We start from the raw sequence: 16,795 nt of genomic DNA on the forward strand, positions 1-16,795 counted from the left end.
TGATGACGCCTTAAGCGTCACCTGCCGCATCAGAATTGGAATCAGTCGCTGGATCTGCAGATGCATCACCATCTTCTGCTTCATCAACACCATCGTCATCCGAATCACTCTCTGCAATTCGTTGTAAACCAGATAAACGAGTGCCTTCATCAACGTTAATCAAAGTAACGCCTTGAGTGGCGCGACCCATCTCACGGATTTCAGAAACGCGTGTGCGAACCAAGACACCACCAGTTGTGATCAACATAATTTGATCTTCTGGTGAAACTAAAGAGGCTGCAACGACTTTGCCGTTACGCTCTGTAGTCTGAATCGCAATCATGCCCTTAGTACCACGGCCATGTCGCGTGTATTCAGCAATTGGCGTACGTTTTCCGTAACCATTTTCGGTAGCAGTCAAGACGCTACTTGGAATCGCAATACCATTCGCATCTACTACTGCCGCTTCAGCGCCTTCGGCAGCTTCTGCTGGAGCTACGAGCATCGCAATTACTTGGTGACCTTCACCTAAATTCATACCACGAACACCACGTGCGGTACGGCCCATTGGACGAACATCATTCTCATCAAAACGCACTGCTTTACCAGCATCAGAGAACAACATCACATCATGCTGACCATCGGTAATAGCTGCGCCAACCAAGAAGTCGCCCTCGTTCAGGTCAACTGCAATAATGCCGGCCTTACGTGGATTAGAGAAATCAGACAAACGGGTCTTCTTAACCGTTCCAAGGCTAGTTGCCATAAAGACGTACTGATCATCTTGATACCCTTTAATCGGGAGAATCACAGTAATCTTTTCGCCTTCGATCAGCGGGAACATATTCACGATTGGTTTGCCGCGAGAAGTACGACTTCCTTGCGGTACTTCCCAAACTTTGAGCCAATACATTCGACCGCGATCGGAGAAGCACAAAATTGCATCGTGCGTATTCGCTACGAATAAAGTATCAATCCAGTCTTCATCTTTTGTTGCTGCCGCTTGCTTGCCACGACCACCGCGTTTTTGTGCGCGGTATTCGCTGAGCGGTTGACTCTTCATATAACCAGTATGAGAAAGTGTGACCACCATATCTTGAGGCGTGATCAAATCTTCCGTGAAGAGTTCGGTTGCATTCATTTCAATAAATGAACGGCGACCGTTATCACTACCAGCGGCACCAAACTCCGACTGAACTTCTTTGAGCTCACTTTCAATTACAGAAGTAACACGCTCTGGCTTAGCTAATAAATCGAGCAAGTCAGAAATCTCTGCCATCACTTCTTTATATTCATTAACAATCTTGTCTTGCTCAAGGCCAGTCAAGCGTTGCAAGCGCATCTGCAAAATTTCTTGCGCCTGACTATCAGAGAGGCGATACAGGCCGGTTGTCTGCATACCGTATTCAGGCAGCAAACCTTCTGGACGATAGGCGTTACGGCCGCCTGGCGTATCAGTCTCAGCGCGTGCCAACATCTCACGCACCATCGATGAATCCCAAGCTTTGCCCATCAACTCTTGTTTGGCAATAACTGGGTTAGCAGCGGCTTTGATAATCGCAATGAACTCGTCGATGTTTGCTAACGCAACTGCTAAACCTTCTAAAACGTGACCACGCTCACGCGCTTTGCGTAATTCAAAAATCGTGCGACGTGTAACCACTTCACGACGATGCTGTAAGAAGTACTCCAACATCTGCTTCAGGTTCAACAAGCGTGGCTGGTTATCCACCAGCGCCACCATGTTCATACCAAAGTTATCTTGTAGCTGAGTGCTCTTATATAAATTATTCAGAACTACTTCGGGCACTTCACCACGCTTAAGTTCAATGACAACGCGCATACCCGACTTATCTGATTCATCACGTAAATCGGAAATACCTTCAACTTTTTTCTCGTTCACTAACTCGGCAATGCGCTCGAGCAAGTTCTTTTTGTTAACTTGATATGGCAACTCATCAACGATGATGGCTTGACGTGAACCCTTGTCAATGTCTTCAAAGTGGGTCTTGGCACGCATCACTACGCGGCCACGGCCAGTGCGATAGCCCTCGCGAACACCTTGAACGCCATAAATAATGCCGGCGGTCGGGAAATCTGGTGCTGGAATGATCTCAATCAACTCATCGATCGAGCATTCTGGGTTGTGCAACACGTGTAAACAGGCAGAAATCACCTCGTCCAGGTTATGGGGAGGGATATTGGTTGCCATGCCTACAGCAATGCCAGAACTGCCATTAATCAGCAAATTCGGCACTTTGGCCGGCAAAATCAGGGGTTCTTTCTCGCTACCGTCGTAATTTGGCCCGAAATCAACGGTTTCCTTGTCTAAATCAGCCAAAAGCTCATGAGCTATCTTGCGTAGGCGGATCTCGGTATACCGCATCGCAGCAGCGTTATCGCCGTCTACGGAGCCAAAGTTACCCTGCCCATCAACCAGCATATAGCGCAGGGAGAAGTCCTGGGCCATCCGAACGATCGTGTCATACACCGCAGAATCACCGTGCGGGTGGTATTTACCGATTACATCGCCAACTATACGGGCAGATTTTTTGTAAGCTCGGTTCCAATCGTTGTTTAATTCATACATCGCAAATAAGACCCGGCGGTGAACCGGTTTGAGGCCATCACGCACGTCTGGCAGGGCTCTGCCGACGATGACGCTCATTGCGTAGTCCAAATAGGACCGCCGCATTTCGTCTTCGAGGGATATTGGTAGTGTTTCTTTAGCGGCTTGTTCCATCTAGAAATAATATCATTTTGATGACAGAGGGGCGCTATGCTAAGATTCTGTCAGTTTGTACGAAATTGAGATGTGTCGCTTTGCAGTATTTGTTTCAAGGTAGGGCGAATTACATTTAAGTTTGACTTTAATTAAAAAAGAGATTTTTGAGGACTAAAAATGAACAAAACCCTAAAAGTGTTGCTCGCTTCTGTTATTACCGTTTCTGCTACTGCAGCGATGGCTTCTGATAACTGGCAAAACGGCGACGGCGCCCTAAACTGGAAAAACGGCGACGGCACATTGTGCTGGCGTGATAACAACTGGACACCTGCAACTGCAGCTAAAGGTTGCGATGGCGCGTTGACTCAAGGTGCTGCTGCTGCTGGCGTTAGCCAAAGCAAAATCACTTTGCAAGCTGACACACTTTATGACTTCAACAAGTCTGATTTGAAACCAGAAGGTAAAGCTACTTTGGACAAGATCGCTGCTGATTTGAGCAAGATCAAGTTGGAAGTAATCATCGCTGTTGGTAACACTGATAGCGTTGGTACAGATGCTTACAACATGGCTCTCGGTCAACGTCGTGCACAATCCGTTAAAACATACCTCGTAAGCAAGGGTGTTGACGGTAGCCGCATCTACACAGAATCAAAAGGCAAGAGCAATCCAGTTGCATCAAATGCAACTGCTGAAGGCCGCGCTAAGAACCGCCGTACTGATATCGAAGTTGTTGGTACAGCAGCTAAGTAATTCTTTTTACTTGTAAAAAAGCCCGCTTCTAGCGGGCTTTTTTATTTCCGCTATATTCATCAATTCCTACATTAGCTCTTTGCTTATCCAATATGAACGTTGATCAATCTGAAATCGCCAAATTTAGCGCCCTAGCCCATCGCTGGTGGGATCCCAACAGCGAGTTCAAGCCTTTGCATGCAATCAACCCATTGCGTCTCAATTGGATTAAATCCATCGTCAATCTAGAGGGTAAAAAAGTAGTTGATATTGGTTGCGGTGGCGGCATTCTGGCGGAATCGATTGCTCAATCCGGTGCTGAAACTACCGGGATCGATTTATCTGAAAAAGCACTCAAAGTTGCAGAACTGCATGCGTTAGAGGTAGGTGCAAAACTGACTTATCGCTCAATCTCAGCAGAAGATTTGGCCAATGAGCAACCTGAGCAATACGATGTTGTGACTTGCATGGAAATGCTTGAGCATGTCCCTGATCCCGCTTCAGTAGTGCGCGCCTGCGCCAAACTCTGTAAACCGGGCGGCACACTCTTTTTTAGCACCCTCAATCGCAGCCCAAAGTCCTACTTATTTGCCATTATTGGCGCCGAGTACATCCTCAGGTTGCTACCAAAAGGCACTCACGAATATAAAAAATTCATCAAACCCTCTGAATTGGTCGCGTTCACTCGCAATGCGGGATTAGAGATGATGGGCATGAAAGGGCTCAGCTATAACCCACTGACTCAGGTGTATAGCTTGAATGATGATGTAGATGTGAACTACATGATTGCGGTGCGGAAATAAACCAAAGCATGACTAACTTATCAAGCCCATACCATGGTGTCTTTTTTGATCTAGATGGCACATTAGCTGATACAGCGCCGGATTTAGTTGCCGCTACCAATCTACTGCTCATTGCTCGTAATTTAGAGCCTAAACCCTACCAACTGCTTCGCCCTCATGCTTCTGCAGGTGCACGCGGCTTACTCGAAGGCGCGTTTGGCATCGCTCCAGATCATCCGGATTTCATCCCCTTGCGCGATGAGTTTTTTGCTAATTATGAAAAAGCCTTATTGGTGGAGAGCAAGTTATTCGACGATATGGATCATTTGCTCGATCAAATGGATCAAGCCAACCTTCCCTGGGGAATAGTGACCAATAAGAGCAAGCGCTTTACGAACCCATTAGTAGATTTGCTGGGCTTAAGCCAAAGATCTGCTTCAACCGTTTCTGGCGACACTACGCCACACTCAAAACCACATCCTGAGCCTATTCTGCATGCCGCCAGAGAGGCCAACATTGATCCCACAAAATCACTTTATGTGGGCGACGACATTAGAGACGTTTTGGCGGGCAAAGCTGCTGGCATGCAAACGGTCGCAGCAGCCTATGGCTATTGTGGCTGTAAAGAGCCTCCAGAGGCCTGGGGGGCTGATTTCATCATCCACGCTCCGCTTGATTTATTGCAAATCATCTTCCCCAGCAAGGGATAAGCAAAGATATTCAACAATTTAAGGCTGGCAGCTTTAAAATAGGGTTTCCAATGCATGAACTCTGGGGTCGACATGGTTTCGACGTGGATTACAAAGCATCAAGGGCATACCGAGGACCCGTTATCTCGTAAATCAATGGGAATGTAATAACTGCAAACGACGAACGTTTCGCACTAGCCGCTTAATTGCGGTTGCCCCTGAACTGATTCTCTCTTGGGTCAGCTAGCGAAAGCTAGATCAGGGTCATTTACAAGAGATAAGATCATTTCATGTCACGGGGAATGATTCGAAAACCTAGTGAATCGTCAGCAAGGAACGTGTCAGTCCGTGCCTAACTGATTAAATCAAACGATATGACTAAGTATGTAGAACTTGTTGTGGAGGATTTGCGGACGCGGGTTCGATTCCCGCCGACTCCACCAATTAAAGCAAACCCCTCTGATTTTTAGAGGGGTTTTTTATATAGCAGCCAAACGCCACAAAGAAGTGATTTCTTTGGCTCTTGCGGCATGCAGCGCATCCGCTCTATCAAACGCTTTTGGATGCTGCGGCTTGGTATCCAATCGAGCTAGCACTTTCAGTCCTGCAGTCTCAATCCAAGAAAGCAACTCTTCTCTAGTGCGCAAACCTAAGTACTCTGCTAAATCCGACAGAATTAGCCAGCCCTCACCATTAGGCAGCAAATGCTCCCTGAGCCCTCCAAGGAAACCCTTGAGCATCTGACTATCGGGGTCGTAGACTGCATGCTCTAAAGACGAACTTGGTCGTGCTGGCAACCAAGGTGGGTTACAAATAACTAGCGCTGCTTTTCCTTCAGGGAATAAATTCGCTTTCAGTATTTCCACGTAAGCATTTAAGTCTAAGCGATCAATGTTGTCTCGTGCACAGGTTATCGCCCGATCGTCTAAATCGGTTGCCACAATCTTGTCAATTTCTCGCGCAGCCAGCACTACCGATAAGACGCCCGAACCAACGCCAATATCAAATGCTGTAGAACTTTGTTTCAATGCAGCTGGCAATGGCGCTTTGAGAACCAGCTCGATATATTCACCACGAACAGGTGAAAAAACACCATAGTGCGGATGAATGCGAATCTCTTCATCATCCCTCGCCAGGATGGGCACGCCCTTCTTGCGCCATTCATGAGCGCTTATCACGCCGAGCAATTCTCGCAATGAAATCACATACGATTCGGTCTGATGACCATAAGCCTCAAGACAGGCTTGCGTTACATCCGGAGCACGCCTCAGTGAAATAGTGTGATCTGCGTTAACTTGAATAAGCAACATCCCCAGAATTCGAGCTCGTTGCGACTGAGAAAGCCGATGTAGATTAAATGTATCGAGAAGACTTTTCTTTATTACTGATTCAGCTTTTGTATTCTTATCTGCTCGCTTAGATTTCTTGGAAGGCTTATCCACCCTTCTTACTAAAGCCTGCAGTAGTTGGCGAGCATTCTGAAAGTCACCTCTATAGAGAATTGCTGTGCCCTCGCAGGCTAATCTATAGGCTTCATCAGCCGTCAGCGTATCATCACCAATCTGGATTTTTTTGTGTGGGGCAATGCCATTTTCAGAATGCCATTTGGCAGAGCAAGATTGACCGCCTTCGTCCCAATTGATCATCACGAATTCATCATTCAAGTAGTCACAAAGCGATTGTTTTGATAATCGTCAATTGCCTGCTCAATTTCAGCGCGGGTGTTCATCACAAAGGGACCATACTGAACGATAGGTTCATGCAGGGGTAATGCTGCGAGTACGATGAATTGCGCTCCATCAACGCCTGCTTTAGCCTTCAAAAGATCCCCGTCACCCAAAACAATAGCTGCCTGCTTAGGTACAGCCCGCATTGGACCACCAATTTCTAATCCACCCTCATAGATATAGACAAATGCATTCAATTCCTTAGGAATGCGATGCTCAAATTCACCGCCGGAAGGTAAATGCACATCCAGAAATAATGGGGCAGTCGTAATTCCTTGGATAGGACCCCGAACACTCGCACCATCATTTAGATAAGAGCCTGCTATGACTTTGACTGATCCGCCATTGGCCAAAGTGGTGCTTGGAATATCTTCTACCTGAATGTCTTTATAGCCAGGCGTCTTCATCTTTTCTATTGCAGGCAAATTAATCCACAACTGAAAGCCGCGCATTGCTCCGCTAACCTGCTGGGGCATCTCAGAATGAATGATGCCGCGCCCAGCTGTCATCCATTGCACTCCACCAGATTTCAGATGTCCTTGATTGCCTAAATGATCCTCATGCAACATGTGGCCTTCCAGCATATAAGTCACTGTCTCAAAGCCACGATGGGGATGAGCTGGAAAGCCCGCCACATAATCATTGGGATCATTCGATGAAAACTCATCAAGCATCAAGAAAGGATCTAGCCTCACCTGCTGCTGACCTCCTAGACTACGGCGTAGTTTTACGCCGGCGCCATCAGAGGTTGCAATGCCAGGAATAACAGCTTGTATGTTGCGGATCATTGATAGACGATTGATCTTCCAATTAAGCCGGTGGATGATCTTCTGGATTGACATCCAAAGCGATTAAGAAACGAGACACCATGTTGTATGCAGCAATCACCGTTACCAGCTCGACTGTATCGGTGCTACCCAACTCTTTTTGTAAGCGCTTCATTAACTCAGGGTCAACTTTGATATTGCGGGTCATCTGAAAAGTCAGATCAGCAGCATCATTCTCCACTTGAGAGAAGAGATTTTTAGGGAAAGATGCTTGCCCAATTAAACGCAAAGCCTGAACTTGCTCTTCGGTGCCGCCAGCCTTTTTAAACGGAGGCGCATGATGAAAGAATTCATATTCAGCGCCATTTAAAACAGCAACACCACACATTGCCAACTCCCTTAGCTTAGGGTCCAAGGACAGATTATTGCGAATCTCACCAATAAAATGATTCCAGCCTTCGGCAATCGGCACACTATGCAATAGCATGCGATCTAGGTTGATAAATTGACCGCCGCGTCTTTGACGAATCGCAGCCACTAACTCAGCAGGCTCAGCCAAATCCATTGGCTGGTAAGGAATTAAACGTTCTGACATAAATACTTTCTATTGAGCAGTTTCTTTAATATTGTTTTCAATGACGAACTTACCCCAGATAGCAATTTGCTTGCCAATAAAGTCGCGCAATGTATCTGGAGGGCCACCAATAATTTCAATTCCCTGCGCCTTGAACTTCGCAGCAACCGCAGGATTTTTTAATACCTTATTCAATGCTTTATTCATCGCATCAACTAATGCAGGAGGCGTCTTGCCTGGAGCCAGTACTGCCCACCATGCTGGTGCGCTGAAGCCTGGGAAGCCACTCTCTGCAATGGTTGGAACATTTGGCAATGCTGGTGATCGTTTAGCAGTAGTAATGACCAAAGGAATAACGCCGCCACTCTCAATATGAGGTTTCACCAAAAACTCAGAGCCTACCGCTAACTCAACTTGGCCACCCAATACGTCCTGCATCAAGGGGCCGCCACCACGATAAGGAATGTGATTCCAATCAAAGCCGGCTTGCTTAGCTAAACGCGCCATCGCAAGGTGACCTAAGCTACCAATACCGATTGAACCATAGCTAAATTGCTTGCCTGTTTTAGAGAGTTCGACTAACTGCTTAAAACTGGTGATACCGGATTTTTTACTGGCAACGAGCACCATAGGTGAAGTCCCCACCAAAATGATTGGGGCAATGTCTTTGATGGTGTCGTAGGGAAGCTTATCTTTTAAGCTTGGATTAACACCGTGAGTATCAAAAACTACCGCAAAGGTGTAACCATCAGGATCGGAGCGAGTCATTGCAGAAGTTCCAATCACCCCTGATGCGCCACCCACGTTTTCCACGATGACGTTTTGCTTTAATTCAGACTGCAAAGCAGGAGCCAAAATACGGGCCACTTGATCAACTGATCCCCCAGGTGGGAAAACAGCAATTAAACGAATGGGTTTTTGGGTCGGCCAAGCGCCAGTCCCTGTTGTTTGAGCTAAAACAAGGCTACTTAGCCCAAGCGTTAATAAAACGAGAAACAGGGCTCTTTTGGCCATTTTTGCGAGATCCAGCATCGATTGTCTCCTTTGAATAAGACCTCAAGATTACCACCCCCATGGGCCATTTGCTCGATAATGCAGGGGTAGCTTGAAGAGAGAAAACATGAAGTCGATTCTGAACATTGCCGCCTATTTATTTGTCAGCCTAGATGAGCTGCCAAATCTGCGCACCAAAATGCTCGAAGAATGCAATTCTAGGGGCTTAAAAGGCACCATCTTACTCACCGGTGAAGGCATCAATTTGTTTCTGGCAGGCAAGGCAGATGAGTTACGCGGCTTTCTAGATTGGCTTCGTACAGATGAGCGGTTTGCTCCGCTGCAGGCAAAAGAAAGCTGGTCGGACGATCAGCCTTTCAAAAAAATGCTCATCAAGCTCAAGAATGAAATCATTCGCATGAACCACCCGACCATTCAGCCTGAGAAAGGTCGGGCCAATTTCATTTCACCCAAAAAATTACAAGAGTGGCTAGATCGTGGAACCGATGACTTGGGTCGCCCCGTAGTCATGGTTGATACCCGCAATGCATTTGAAGTGGACTATGGCACCTTTGAAAACGCCTTGCATTTCAATATTGAAAAGTTCACTGAATTTCCGGCGGCGATTTCAGCACACAAAGAAGCATTGGCCGATAAAACCCTGGTGAGCTTTTGCACGGGCGGCATTCGCTGTGAGAAATCAGGGCTCTACATGCGAGAAATCGGCATGGAGCACAGCTATCAGCTAGAGGGAGGCATCCTTAAGTACTTCGAGGAAGTGGGTTCTGCACACTATCAGGGCAGCTGCTTTGTCTTTGATGAGCGAGAAGCTTTGGAGCCCAATCTAGCCTCCATCCCTGTGGAGCACTCTATTCGGAAAAAGCTCAAAACCGGGTGAGATAAGCCCAATATCTGCCATAAATAGTAAAATCTCGAAGCTGTATTACATAAATAACTAACAACAAACTGGACTTGAGACATGTCTAAAATTATTCATCGGCACGCGCCGATTTTTTTATCCTTTGTGATCTTTGCTGTTTCAGCTCTGACTAGTCATTTTGTCAGCGCCCAGAGCGCCTATCCAACTAAAACCATTCGCTTAATTGCCCCAGTATCCGCTGGCGGAGGTTTAGATAACATCGCACGTGCTGTAGCTGAGCGACTATCCAAAGGATTGGGTCAAAGCGTCATTGTTGATAACTTATCTGGTGGTGGTGGTGCAATTGCAGCACAAACAACCGCTAAGGCAGCACCTGATGGCTACACACTCATGATTGCATATGTGGGCACCCATGGAACCAATCCTGCAGTGCGTAAACTCAATTACGATGCCGTGAAAGACTTCACACCGATTGGCATGATTGGCGCTACTCCAAACGTACTCATCGTCAACAACAAAGTTCCTGCAAAAAATTTAGCAGAGTTTGTTGCGTACGCCAAAAAGAATCCTGCTAAATTAAGCTACGGCAGCTCGGGCCCTGGAACGCTTACCCACTTAGGCATGGAGCAATTCAAGATGGCGTCCGGTATTTTTATGGTTCATGTACCCTACCGTGGAATTGCACCTGCCTTTACCGACATCATTGGCGGTCAAACTGACGCCATGTTCCCAACTTTATTCGCAGCCATTCCTTATATTCAAACTGGTCGGGTTAGGGCCTTAGCTGTAACCGGTCAAAAGCGCAGCCCTACCGAACCCAACGTGCCCACTTTTAAAGAATTGGGTTATCCAGGATTTGATGGTCAGCAATGGTATGGCATTGCAGGGCCCGCTAACCTCCCTGAACCGATCGTCACCAAGATCAATGCGGAGTTGAACAAGGTACTTGCAAGCCCAGAATTTGCAGAAAAAATGGCAAGTGAAGCCATGACTGTGATGCCAATGACTCCACAACAATTTAACAATTACATCAAAGAAGATATTGCGCGCTGGACTAAGGTCGCTAAAGATCGCCATATTGAAATTGAATAAATCACCCATTAAGAAATCAGACTAGGAAAATATATGTCCCACGCAATTGCCGCAGCAGCCGATCTCAACGCGCCACCAGTTACAAAAATTCTGGCAGAGTTTGTTACCTCACATCCAAGCCAAGGCTGGACTCCAGAAGTAGATCATGAGGCCCATCGCACATTTTTGAATTGGTTGGGTTGCGCCATTGGCGCAGCCAACCATGAAAGCGTTGAATCCTCTTTGGCTGCCATTCGTGAATTTCAACCTGCTGCCCAAGCTAGCATTCTTGGTCGCAAAGACAAAGTGGACATGGGCGGCGCTGCCCTCATCAATGGCATTAGCTCTCACACCTTTGACTTTGATGACACACACCTCAAAACAGTGATTCATCCTGCAGGCCCAGTGGCTTCAGCCATCTTGGCATTAGGTGAGCATATCAATGCAAATGGTCGTCAAATCATCGACTCCCTCATTTTGGGTATTGATGTTGCCTGTCGTGTTGGCAATGCGATGTACCCTGACCACTATCACCGTGGCTGGCACATCACTGGCTCCACCGGAATGCTGGGATCAGCTGCAGCTTGCTCTCGCATGATGGGTCTTGACCTACAAAAAACAACTATGGCCTTAGGCATTGCTGCTTCACAGCCAGTTGGTATGCGTGAACAGTTTGGCACGATGACCAAACCTTTCCACCCAGGTGGCGCAGCACGTGCCGGTCAACTCTCGGCAATGTTGGCTAAGCATGGCTTCACAGCCAGCCCTAAAGCACTCGAAGCAGGTCGCGGTTATATGCAAACCGTTTCCACAAAATGTGACTGGACTGAAATTGATCGCGCCCTCGGAAAATCATTTGAGATTTCTTTAAATACCTACAAACCTTTTGCTTGCGGTATCGTGATCCACCCAGCAATTGATGCTTGCGCACAATTACGCGCCCAAGGAGTTAAGGCAGAAGATGTTGAGCGTATTGAATTACGTGCACATCCACTCGTACTTGAACTCACTGGCAAGAAAACACCTAAGGATGGTCTCGAAGGTAAATTTAGTGTGTATCACGGCTGCGCTGTTGGCTTAATTTTTGGTCAAGCAGGTGAAGGTGAATACGCTGATGACATCGTGAACCGCCCCGATGTTGTTGCCTTACGCGCAAAAGTAAATGCCACAACCGATACCTCTATTAGCGAAGCTTCAGTTGACGTTAAAGCCTTCTTAAATGATGGCAAAGAAGTTCATATCTTTGTGAAGAATGCGATTGGTTCCGTTGAAAACCCAATGAGCGATGCCAATTTAGAGCAGAAGTTCACTAGCTTGGCTGAGCCTATCATTGGCAAAGAGAAAACCCGTCAACTGATTTCTGCTTTATGGAAATTAGGTCAAGCAGCCGATCTTAAGCGGATCCTAAGCCTTTGCACACCTGACTAAATTTAAAAAAGAGTAAATATCAATGGCTTCATTACCAAACATCGTCATTCTCGGAGATTACGAACGCGCCCTGCGTCGCTTCTCCAATTGGGAAAAATTAGAAAAGCAAGCAAACCTAAGCTTTCATCATGAGCCGCTGCGTGATGAAGCGCTCTATGAGGTCATCAAAGATGCAGACGCTATCGCTATCGTGCGTGATCGCGCGCCTCTCAATGAAGCGATGATTGCCCGCTTACCAAAGCTCAAATTTTTAATGTTTACTGGTGAGCGCAACGGCACTCTAGATGCAGCAGCTTTGGTATCACGCAATATTCCAATGGCCTGCTCACCTGGGGGTCCCTCTAAAGAAACCACTGCAGAGCTCACTTGGGCATTAATCCTTGGCGCATCCAAGCGACTCATTGAAGAAAATAAATTGATTGCCTCTGGTGGTTGGCGAGATGAGCTGTCTCTTCTGCCGATGCTCTCTGGTGAGCGCTTAGGCATCATGGGTCTAGGTGCTATTGGTAGTCGCGTTGCGCGTGTTGGCGCCGCCTTTGGCATGGAGGTAGTGGCTTGGAGCCCTCGTATGACCCCTGAGCGTGCTGCTGCAGAGAATGCAAAATCAGTGAGCTTAGATGAGTTACTTTCTACCTCTAAGGTTGTCTCGATGCATCTCGTAGCTGGTCCTGGAACCAAAGGAATCATTAGCGCTGATCAATTAGCACTGATGCGACCCGATTCCATCTTGATCAACACCTCCCGTGCTGCATTAATCAATATGACCGATCTTCAAAAGGCTCTGAAAGCCGGAAAACCAAGTCAGGCAGCAGTCGATGTATTTGATGTTGAGCCGCTTCCAGAAAATGATCCTTTGCGCAACACCCCCAATCTTTTGGTGACTCCGCATTTAGGCTTTATCGCTGAGCCCATTTTTGAGGCATTCTCAAAAGGCATTACGGAAGCACTAGAAGCATGGCTCGATAACAAACCTGCACCTCACCCCTTTAAGCCACAGTAATCTTGAAAACTCTAACCCCCAAGGAACTCTTTATCGGGTTTAGCAAAATCGGTATGTCTGGTTTTGGTGGGGTATTGCCGTGGGCCCGACGTACGATTGTTGAACAGGAAAAGTGGCTGACCGCTGAAGAATTTAGCGCCATGCTGGGTATCTGCCAAATTGTTCCGGGCCCCAATATTGTCAATCTTGGAGTTTGTGTTGGTAGCCGCTTTGCTGGGGTGCCAGGTGCTTTTGCAGCCGTGCTTGGACTTATGTTGGGGCCAGTTGCTTTATTACTAGTGATTGCGGTTCTCTATGAGCACTATAGCTATATGCCAATTGTGCAAGGAATGCTAAGAGGCGTATCTGCTGTAGGTGTTGGCTTAATTGCCAGTACAGGCTTCAAAATGTTACGCACCGAGCTGAAATATCCCCCCATGCTTGCCGTCATTTTTTTGGTGCTAATAGCAGCAGTCTATTTTCATTTAGGTTTAGGTTGGGTTGTTCTTCTCGCATCGCCACTGGCGATTCTTTTAGCCTGGAAAAAGGTTAAGAAATGATCAGCACCCTCTTTAGCCTCTTTTTTAAATTATCCGCTTTCTCATTGCTGGCCTTTGGGGGCATCAATGCCCTGCTCCCGGTGCTCTATGATTTATCGGTCAACCAAGAGCATTGGATTAACGGGCAAACATTCTCGGATTACTTTGCGATAGCGCAAGCGGCTCCCGGCCCCAACCTCATGACCGTCACCTTGATTGGCTGGAATGTAGGTGGCGTCCTTGGGGCAGCCATCGCAACATTGGCCATCTCCTGGCCCTCATCCATCATGATTTATTTCTTGCAGCGCACGATTCTCAATATGCAAGATAAAGAAAAGCAGCAGGCGATTCAGTTTGCGGCTGGCGCCCTTGCAGTGGGCCTGGTTTTATCGGCTGCCTGGCAAATTGCTTTGCAAATCAATCAAAGTGTGGCAGCCTATGTACTAACAATTAGTACTATTGCTATAGTCTTCTTTACACGTTGGCATCCTTTATATTTAATTGCCATTGGTGCAGTGCTTGGGGTTCTTGGTTTTATTTAAGAAAGATTCACAAAATGAATATGAAGCTATCTAAATTAATTTCAGTTTCACTTCTCGGTCTCGCCTCTCTTACAACCACCGCATCTTTTGCGCAGACCAATTACCCAACTAAACCCATTAACTTCATCGTGCCTTATGGTGCAGGTGGTGGCGCAGATTCTCGTAGTCGTCAGATCGCTCAAAAAATGAGTGTCATCCTCAAGCAACCGATCATCGTAGATAACAAGCCTGGCGCTGGTGGCAATATCGGTACTGAATTTATTTCTCGTGCTGCTCCAGATGGTTACACCATCGGTATGGGCAACTTCGCACCTATGGCCGTAAATAAAACACTCTTTGGCAATTTACGCTACGACCCAGAAACTGATATCACCCCGATCGTCTTAATTGAAAAAGGTCCTTTGGTGTTGGTCGTTAATCCGAACTCTCCATACAAAACAGTTCAGGATATTGTGGCGGCTGCTAAGGCAAAACCGGGTGTACTGACCTTCTCTTCTGGCGGCATTGGCGGCAGCCATCAACTATCTGCAGAGTTATTTAAGCAAAACGCTGGAATCGATATGATCCACGTGCCATATAAAAGTGGCTCTGCTGGCTTAACAGATCTCATGGCCGGTAATGTCACCATGATGTTCGATCAAATGTATTCAGCAATGCCCAGTATCAAGGCGGATAAGTTGCGTCCGATTGCTATCACTAGCAAGAAACGTTCGCCATTGCTACCTAATGTACCCACCTTTGCTGAAGCAGGCTATCCAAAGGTTGAAGTGCTCAACTGGCAGGGATTGATTGCGCCTAAGGGAACACCAAAAGCCATCATAGATCAGCTTAATGCTGCTGCAAATGAAGCCTTGAAAGACCCACAATTACGTGAGCTGATGCTCTCTCAAGGAAATGAAATTGGGGGTGGTAGCCCTGCAGAATTTTCTGCTCTGATTAAATCAGAGTCTGCCAAATGGAGTGCTGTTGTTAAAACAGCCAATATCAAACCAGAGTAAAAAAAGAACGCTGATTTAATCGGGGGCCACTAAGACTTAGTAGCCCCCGATTTTTATTTGAGGGCTTGGTAAGTCAAGATACCTAAGAAGGTCAACACAAGTGAGCCAATCAGATGTAGTAAGGCCGTACCTAATGCCCAGGTAACCTCTCCGCGCTGAACAAATCCCACCACTTCTGCAGAGAAACTCGAGAAGGTAGTTAAGCCTCCCAAGAAGCCAGTCACTACCAAAAGTCGCCACTCTGGCGAAAGCTGTGGATTGTTTCCAAAGAAGGCTACTGCAAGACCAACGAGATAGCCACCTACCATGTTCGATATCAGCGTACCTAGAGGGATGATGGAGGCCGCACCTACAGTCAAAGCATTAAAGCCTGCTCTCAATAAAGCGCCAAGTCCTGCACCAAAAAAAACCGCCAGAATAGATAGCCACATAATCCGCTCTTTATTGAATAGAAAAACCCAGCATGCTAATCGAACTCATCTCAATTCCATCAACATAGACTTTGGCATGCTCACCATCCTGTTGCAAAGCTAAAGTATATAAAGCAGGCCAATAATGCTCTGGGGTTGGAATAGATAAGTGGGCTGCCTCACCATATTTCTCCCACTCAATCAGAGTATCGTGGTGATTCGCATGGATTTCAGAAGTGAAAAACTCGTTAAATTCCTGAGCCCAAGGATAAGGTTGCGCGCCATCTTGCCAATGAATCATACGCAGATTGTGCACAACATTACCGCTAGATAAAATCAAAATATTTTCGTCACGCAAAGGGCGAAGTTGTTTTGCCAAATCATAATGTTGACGCGCAGACATAGAGCCATCGAGACTCAACTGCACCACTGGTACATCAGCATTGGGGTACAGATACTTGAGAACGGACCATGCGCCATGATCAATGCCCCACTCATTCTCTTCAAGCACTACCGGGACACTTAATAATTCTTGAACGCGATCAGCCAACGCTGGACTACCTGGCGCCGGATACTGAACATCAAAGAGTGCTTGGGGAAAGCCGCCAAAGTCGTGAATCGTTTTGGGTTTAGCCATTGCAGTAACCCAAGTACCTCGAGTTACCCAATGTGCAGAGATCACCAAAATAGCATCAGGACGTTTTAATGATTTGCCAAGAGCAGACCAGGTCGCTGTAAAGCGATTGGGCTCAATGGAGTACATCGGACTGCCATGGCCAGCAAATACTGCAGGTTGGCGATGGCTAGTCATTAAGACCGATTAACCGAATACGTAACCAGTATGAGCAGCTACTAATGCAAACAAAATCGCCAAGCTGGTAGCGGCTGCCAACATCACGATCAAAGTAATGATCTTTTTGTTGATTTCGCCTTTAGATTCGTTATGCCATTCGTTCATGCTAAATCCTCTGTAAACACATTAA

General features: G+C 46.8%; 18 protein-coding genes and 1 other RNA gene. 11 read left to right on the forward strand and 8 right to left on the reverse strand.

What is annotated here, in order from left to right:
• Positions 1–10: 10 nt before the first annotated feature.
• Positions 11–2,722: a DNA gyrase subunit A gene (gyrA, locus tag FD961_RS06885; RefSeq protein WP_215393215.1), complete on the reverse strand. Its 2,712-nt coding sequence runs from the start codon at positions 2,720–2,722 to the stop codon at positions 11–13.
• Positions 2,723–2,881: 159 nt separating this feature from the next.
• On the opposite strand from gyrA, the gene ompA reads away from it, so the two are divergent.
• The 4 genes from ompA (at position 2,882) to ssrA (ending at position 5,347) form a co-directional block, all read left to right on the forward strand.
• The gene (ompA, locus tag FD961_RS06890) at positions 2,882–3,454 is read left to right on the forward strand and encodes an outer membrane protein OmpA (protein WP_215393216.1); all 573 of its coding nucleotides are present in this window, start codon (positions 2,882–2,884) and stop codon (positions 3,452–3,454) included.
• A 92-nt stretch (positions 3,455–3,546) separates the two neighbouring features.
• On the forward strand, positions 3,547–4,236 hold the full coding sequence (ubiG, locus tag FD961_RS06895) for a bifunctional 2-polyprenyl-6-hydroxyphenol methylase/3-demethylubiquinol 3-O-methyltransferase UbiG (RefSeq protein WP_215393217.1): 690 nt from the start codon (positions 3,547–3,549) through the stop codon (positions 4,234–4,236).
• Between the two features lie 8 nt (positions 4,237–4,244).
• The gene (locus FD961_RS06900; protein ID WP_215393218.1) at positions 4,245–4,925 is read left to right on the forward strand and encodes an HAD family hydrolase; all 681 of its coding nucleotides are present in this window, start codon (positions 4,245–4,247) and stop codon (positions 4,923–4,925) included.
• 63 nt (positions 4,926–4,988) lie between these two features.
• Positions 4,989–5,347: a transfer-messenger RNA gene (gene ssrA / locus FD961_RS06905) on the forward strand.
• A gap of 36 nt (positions 5,348–5,383) precedes the next feature.
• Here the strand turns inward: ssrA and FD961_RS06910 are convergent.
• From FD961_RS06910 to FD961_RS06925, 4 genes are read right to left on the reverse strand one after another with little or no spacing between them, the layout of a single operon-like run.
• Positions 5,384–6,550 carry a class I SAM-dependent methyltransferase gene (locus tag FD961_RS06910; RefSeq protein WP_215394393.1) on the reverse strand — a complete coding sequence of 389 codons (1,167 nt, stop codon included), beginning with the start codon at positions 6,548–6,550 and terminating at the stop codon, positions 5,384–5,386.
• 14 nt (positions 6,551–6,564) lie between these two features.
• Positions 6,565–7,419, reverse strand: coding sequence for a pirin family protein (locus FD961_RS06915; protein ID WP_215393219.1), 855 nt, complete (start codon positions 7,417–7,419; stop codon positions 6,565–6,567).
• 22 nt (positions 7,420–7,441) lie between these two features.
• Entirely contained in the window at positions 7,442–7,993 is a 552-nt protein-coding gene (locus FD961_RS06920; protein ID WP_071465276.1) for a carboxymuconolactone decarboxylase family protein, read from the reverse strand.
• 9 nt (positions 7,994–8,002) lie between these two features.
• Entirely contained in the window at positions 8,003–9,004 is a 1,002-nt protein-coding gene (locus FD961_RS06925) for a tripartite tricarboxylate transporter substrate binding protein (RefSeq protein ID WP_215393220.1), read from the reverse strand.
• Between the two features lie 88 nt (positions 9,005–9,092).
• Between FD961_RS06925 and FD961_RS06930 the strand changes: the two genes are divergently transcribed.
• From FD961_RS06930 to FD961_RS06960, 7 genes are all read left to right on the forward strand, one after another.
• A complete protein-coding gene (locus tag FD961_RS06930; RefSeq protein WP_215393221.1) occupies positions 9,093–9,863 on the forward strand; it encodes a sulfurtransferase in 771 nt (256 codons plus the stop codon).
• Between the two features lie 81 nt (positions 9,864–9,944).
• A complete protein-coding gene (locus tag FD961_RS06935; RefSeq protein WP_215393222.1) occupies positions 9,945–10,937 on the forward strand; it encodes a tripartite tricarboxylate transporter substrate binding protein in 993 nt (330 codons plus the stop codon).
• Between the two features lie 33 nt (positions 10,938–10,970).
• Positions 10,971–12,344, forward strand: coding sequence for an MmgE/PrpD family protein (locus tag FD961_RS06940; RefSeq protein ID WP_215393223.1), 1,374 nt, complete (start codon positions 10,971–10,973; stop codon positions 12,342–12,344).
• 22 nt (positions 12,345–12,366) lie between these two features.
• Complete coding sequence (locus FD961_RS06945; protein WP_215393224.1) at positions 12,367–13,344, forward strand: D-2-hydroxyacid dehydrogenase family protein; 978 nt, start codon at positions 12,367–12,369, stop codon at positions 13,342–13,344.
• A 2-nt stretch (positions 13,345–13,346) separates the two neighbouring features.
• Positions 13,347–13,883, forward strand: a complete 537-nt coding sequence (locus tag FD961_RS06950) for a chromate transporter (RefSeq protein WP_215393225.1) — start codon at positions 13,347–13,349, stop codon at positions 13,881–13,883.
• A complete protein-coding gene (locus FD961_RS06955; RefSeq protein ID WP_215393226.1) occupies positions 13,880–14,404 on the forward strand; it encodes a chromate transporter in 525 nt (174 codons plus the stop codon). Before FD961_RS06950 ends, FD961_RS06955 begins: the two co-directional genes overlap by 4 nt.
• A 20-nt stretch (positions 14,405–14,424) precedes the next feature.
• On the forward strand, positions 14,425–15,402 hold the full coding sequence (locus FD961_RS06960) for a tripartite tricarboxylate transporter substrate binding protein (RefSeq protein WP_215394394.1): 978 nt from the start codon (positions 14,425–14,427) through the stop codon (positions 15,400–15,402).
• A gap of 53 nt (positions 15,403–15,455) precedes the next feature.
• On the opposite strand, the gene crcB is transcribed toward FD961_RS06960, so the two are convergent.
• The 3 genes from crcB to FD961_RS06975 are packed head-to-tail and all read right to left on the reverse strand — an operon-like array spanning position 15,456 to position 16,770.
• A complete protein-coding gene (crcB, locus tag FD961_RS06965; RefSeq protein WP_215393227.1) occupies positions 15,456–15,833 on the reverse strand; it encodes a fluoride efflux transporter CrcB in 378 nt (125 codons plus the stop codon).
• Between the two features lie 10 nt (positions 15,834–15,843).
• The gene (gene ygiD, locus FD961_RS06970; RefSeq protein ID WP_215393228.1) at positions 15,844–16,623 is read right to left on the reverse strand and encodes a 4,5-DOPA dioxygenase extradiol; all 780 of its coding nucleotides are present in this window, start codon (positions 16,621–16,623) and stop codon (positions 15,844–15,846) included.
• 9 nt (positions 16,624–16,632) lie between these two features.
• The gene (locus tag FD961_RS06975) at positions 16,633–16,770 is read right to left on the reverse strand and encodes a hypothetical protein (protein WP_201721761.1); all 138 of its coding nucleotides are present in this window, start codon (positions 16,768–16,770) and stop codon (positions 16,633–16,635) included.
• Between the last annotated feature and the right edge of the window lie 25 nt (positions 16,771–16,795).

Source organism: Polynucleobacter sp. TSB-Sco08W16 (genome assembly GCF_018687455.1).
GTDB lineage: Bacteria > Pseudomonadota > Gammaproteobacteria > Burkholderiales > Burkholderiaceae > Polynucleobacter.

Excerpts from the sequence above, each read along its gene's own strand:
- FD961_RS06940 (WP_215393223.1), top strand. The coding sequence starts at position 10,971 with ATGTCCCACGCAATTGCCGCAGCAGCCGATCTCAACGCGCCACCAGTT.
- FD961_RS06900 (WP_215393218.1), top strand. The coding sequence starts at position 4,245 with ATGACTAACTTATCAAGCCCATACCATGGTGTCTTTTTTGATCTAGAT.
- ygiD (WP_215393228.1), bottom strand. The coding sequence starts at position 16,623 with ATGACTAGCCATCGCCAACCTGCAGTATTTGCTGGCCATGGCAGTCCG.
- FD961_RS06960 (WP_215394394.1), top strand. The coding sequence starts at position 14,425 with ATGAAGCTATCTAAATTAATTTCAGTTTCACTTCTCGGTCTCGCCTCT.
- FD961_RS06910 (WP_215394393.1), bottom strand. The coding sequence starts at position 6,550 with ATGATCAATTGGGACGAAGGCGGTCAATCTTGCTCTGCCAAATGGCAT.
- FD961_RS06975 (WP_201721761.1), bottom strand. The coding sequence starts at position 16,770 with ATGAACGAATGGCATAACGAATCTAAAGGCGAAATCAACAAAAAGATC.
- gyrA (WP_215393215.1), bottom strand. The coding sequence starts at position 2,722 with ATGGAACAAGCCGCTAAAGAAACACTACCAATATCCCTCGAAGACGAA.
- FD961_RS06955 (WP_215393226.1), top strand. The coding sequence starts at position 13,880 with ATGATCAGCACCCTCTTTAGCCTCTTTTTTAAATTATCCGCTTTCTCA.
- ompA (WP_215393216.1), top strand. The coding sequence starts at position 2,882 with ATGAACAAAACCCTAAAAGTGTTGCTCGCTTCTGTTATTACCGTTTCT.
- ubiG (WP_215393217.1), top strand. The coding sequence starts at position 3,547 with ATGAACGTTGATCAATCTGAAATCGCCAAATTTAGCGCCCTAGCCCAT.
- FD961_RS06920 (WP_071465276.1), bottom strand. The coding sequence starts at position 7,993 with ATGTCAGAACGTTTAATTCCTTACCAGCCAATGGATTTGGCTGAGCCT.
- FD961_RS06945 (WP_215393224.1), top strand. The coding sequence starts at position 12,367 with ATGGCTTCATTACCAAACATCGTCATTCTCGGAGATTACGAACGCGCC.
- FD961_RS06930 (WP_215393221.1), top strand. The coding sequence starts at position 9,093 with ATGAAGTCGATTCTGAACATTGCCGCCTATTTATTTGTCAGCCTAGAT.
- crcB (WP_215393227.1), bottom strand. The coding sequence starts at position 15,833 with ATGTGGCTATCTATTCTGGCGGTTTTTTTTGGTGCAGGACTTGGCGCT.
- FD961_RS06925 (WP_215393220.1), bottom strand. The coding sequence starts at position 9,004 with ATGCTGGATCTCGCAAAAATGGCCAAAAGAGCCCTGTTTCTCGTTTTA.
- FD961_RS06935 (WP_215393222.1), top strand. The coding sequence starts at position 9,945 with ATGTCTAAAATTATTCATCGGCACGCGCCGATTTTTTTATCCTTTGTG.
- FD961_RS06915 (WP_215393219.1), bottom strand. The coding sequence starts at position 7,419 with ATGATCCGCAACATACAAGCTGTTATTCCTGGCATTGCAACCTCTGAT.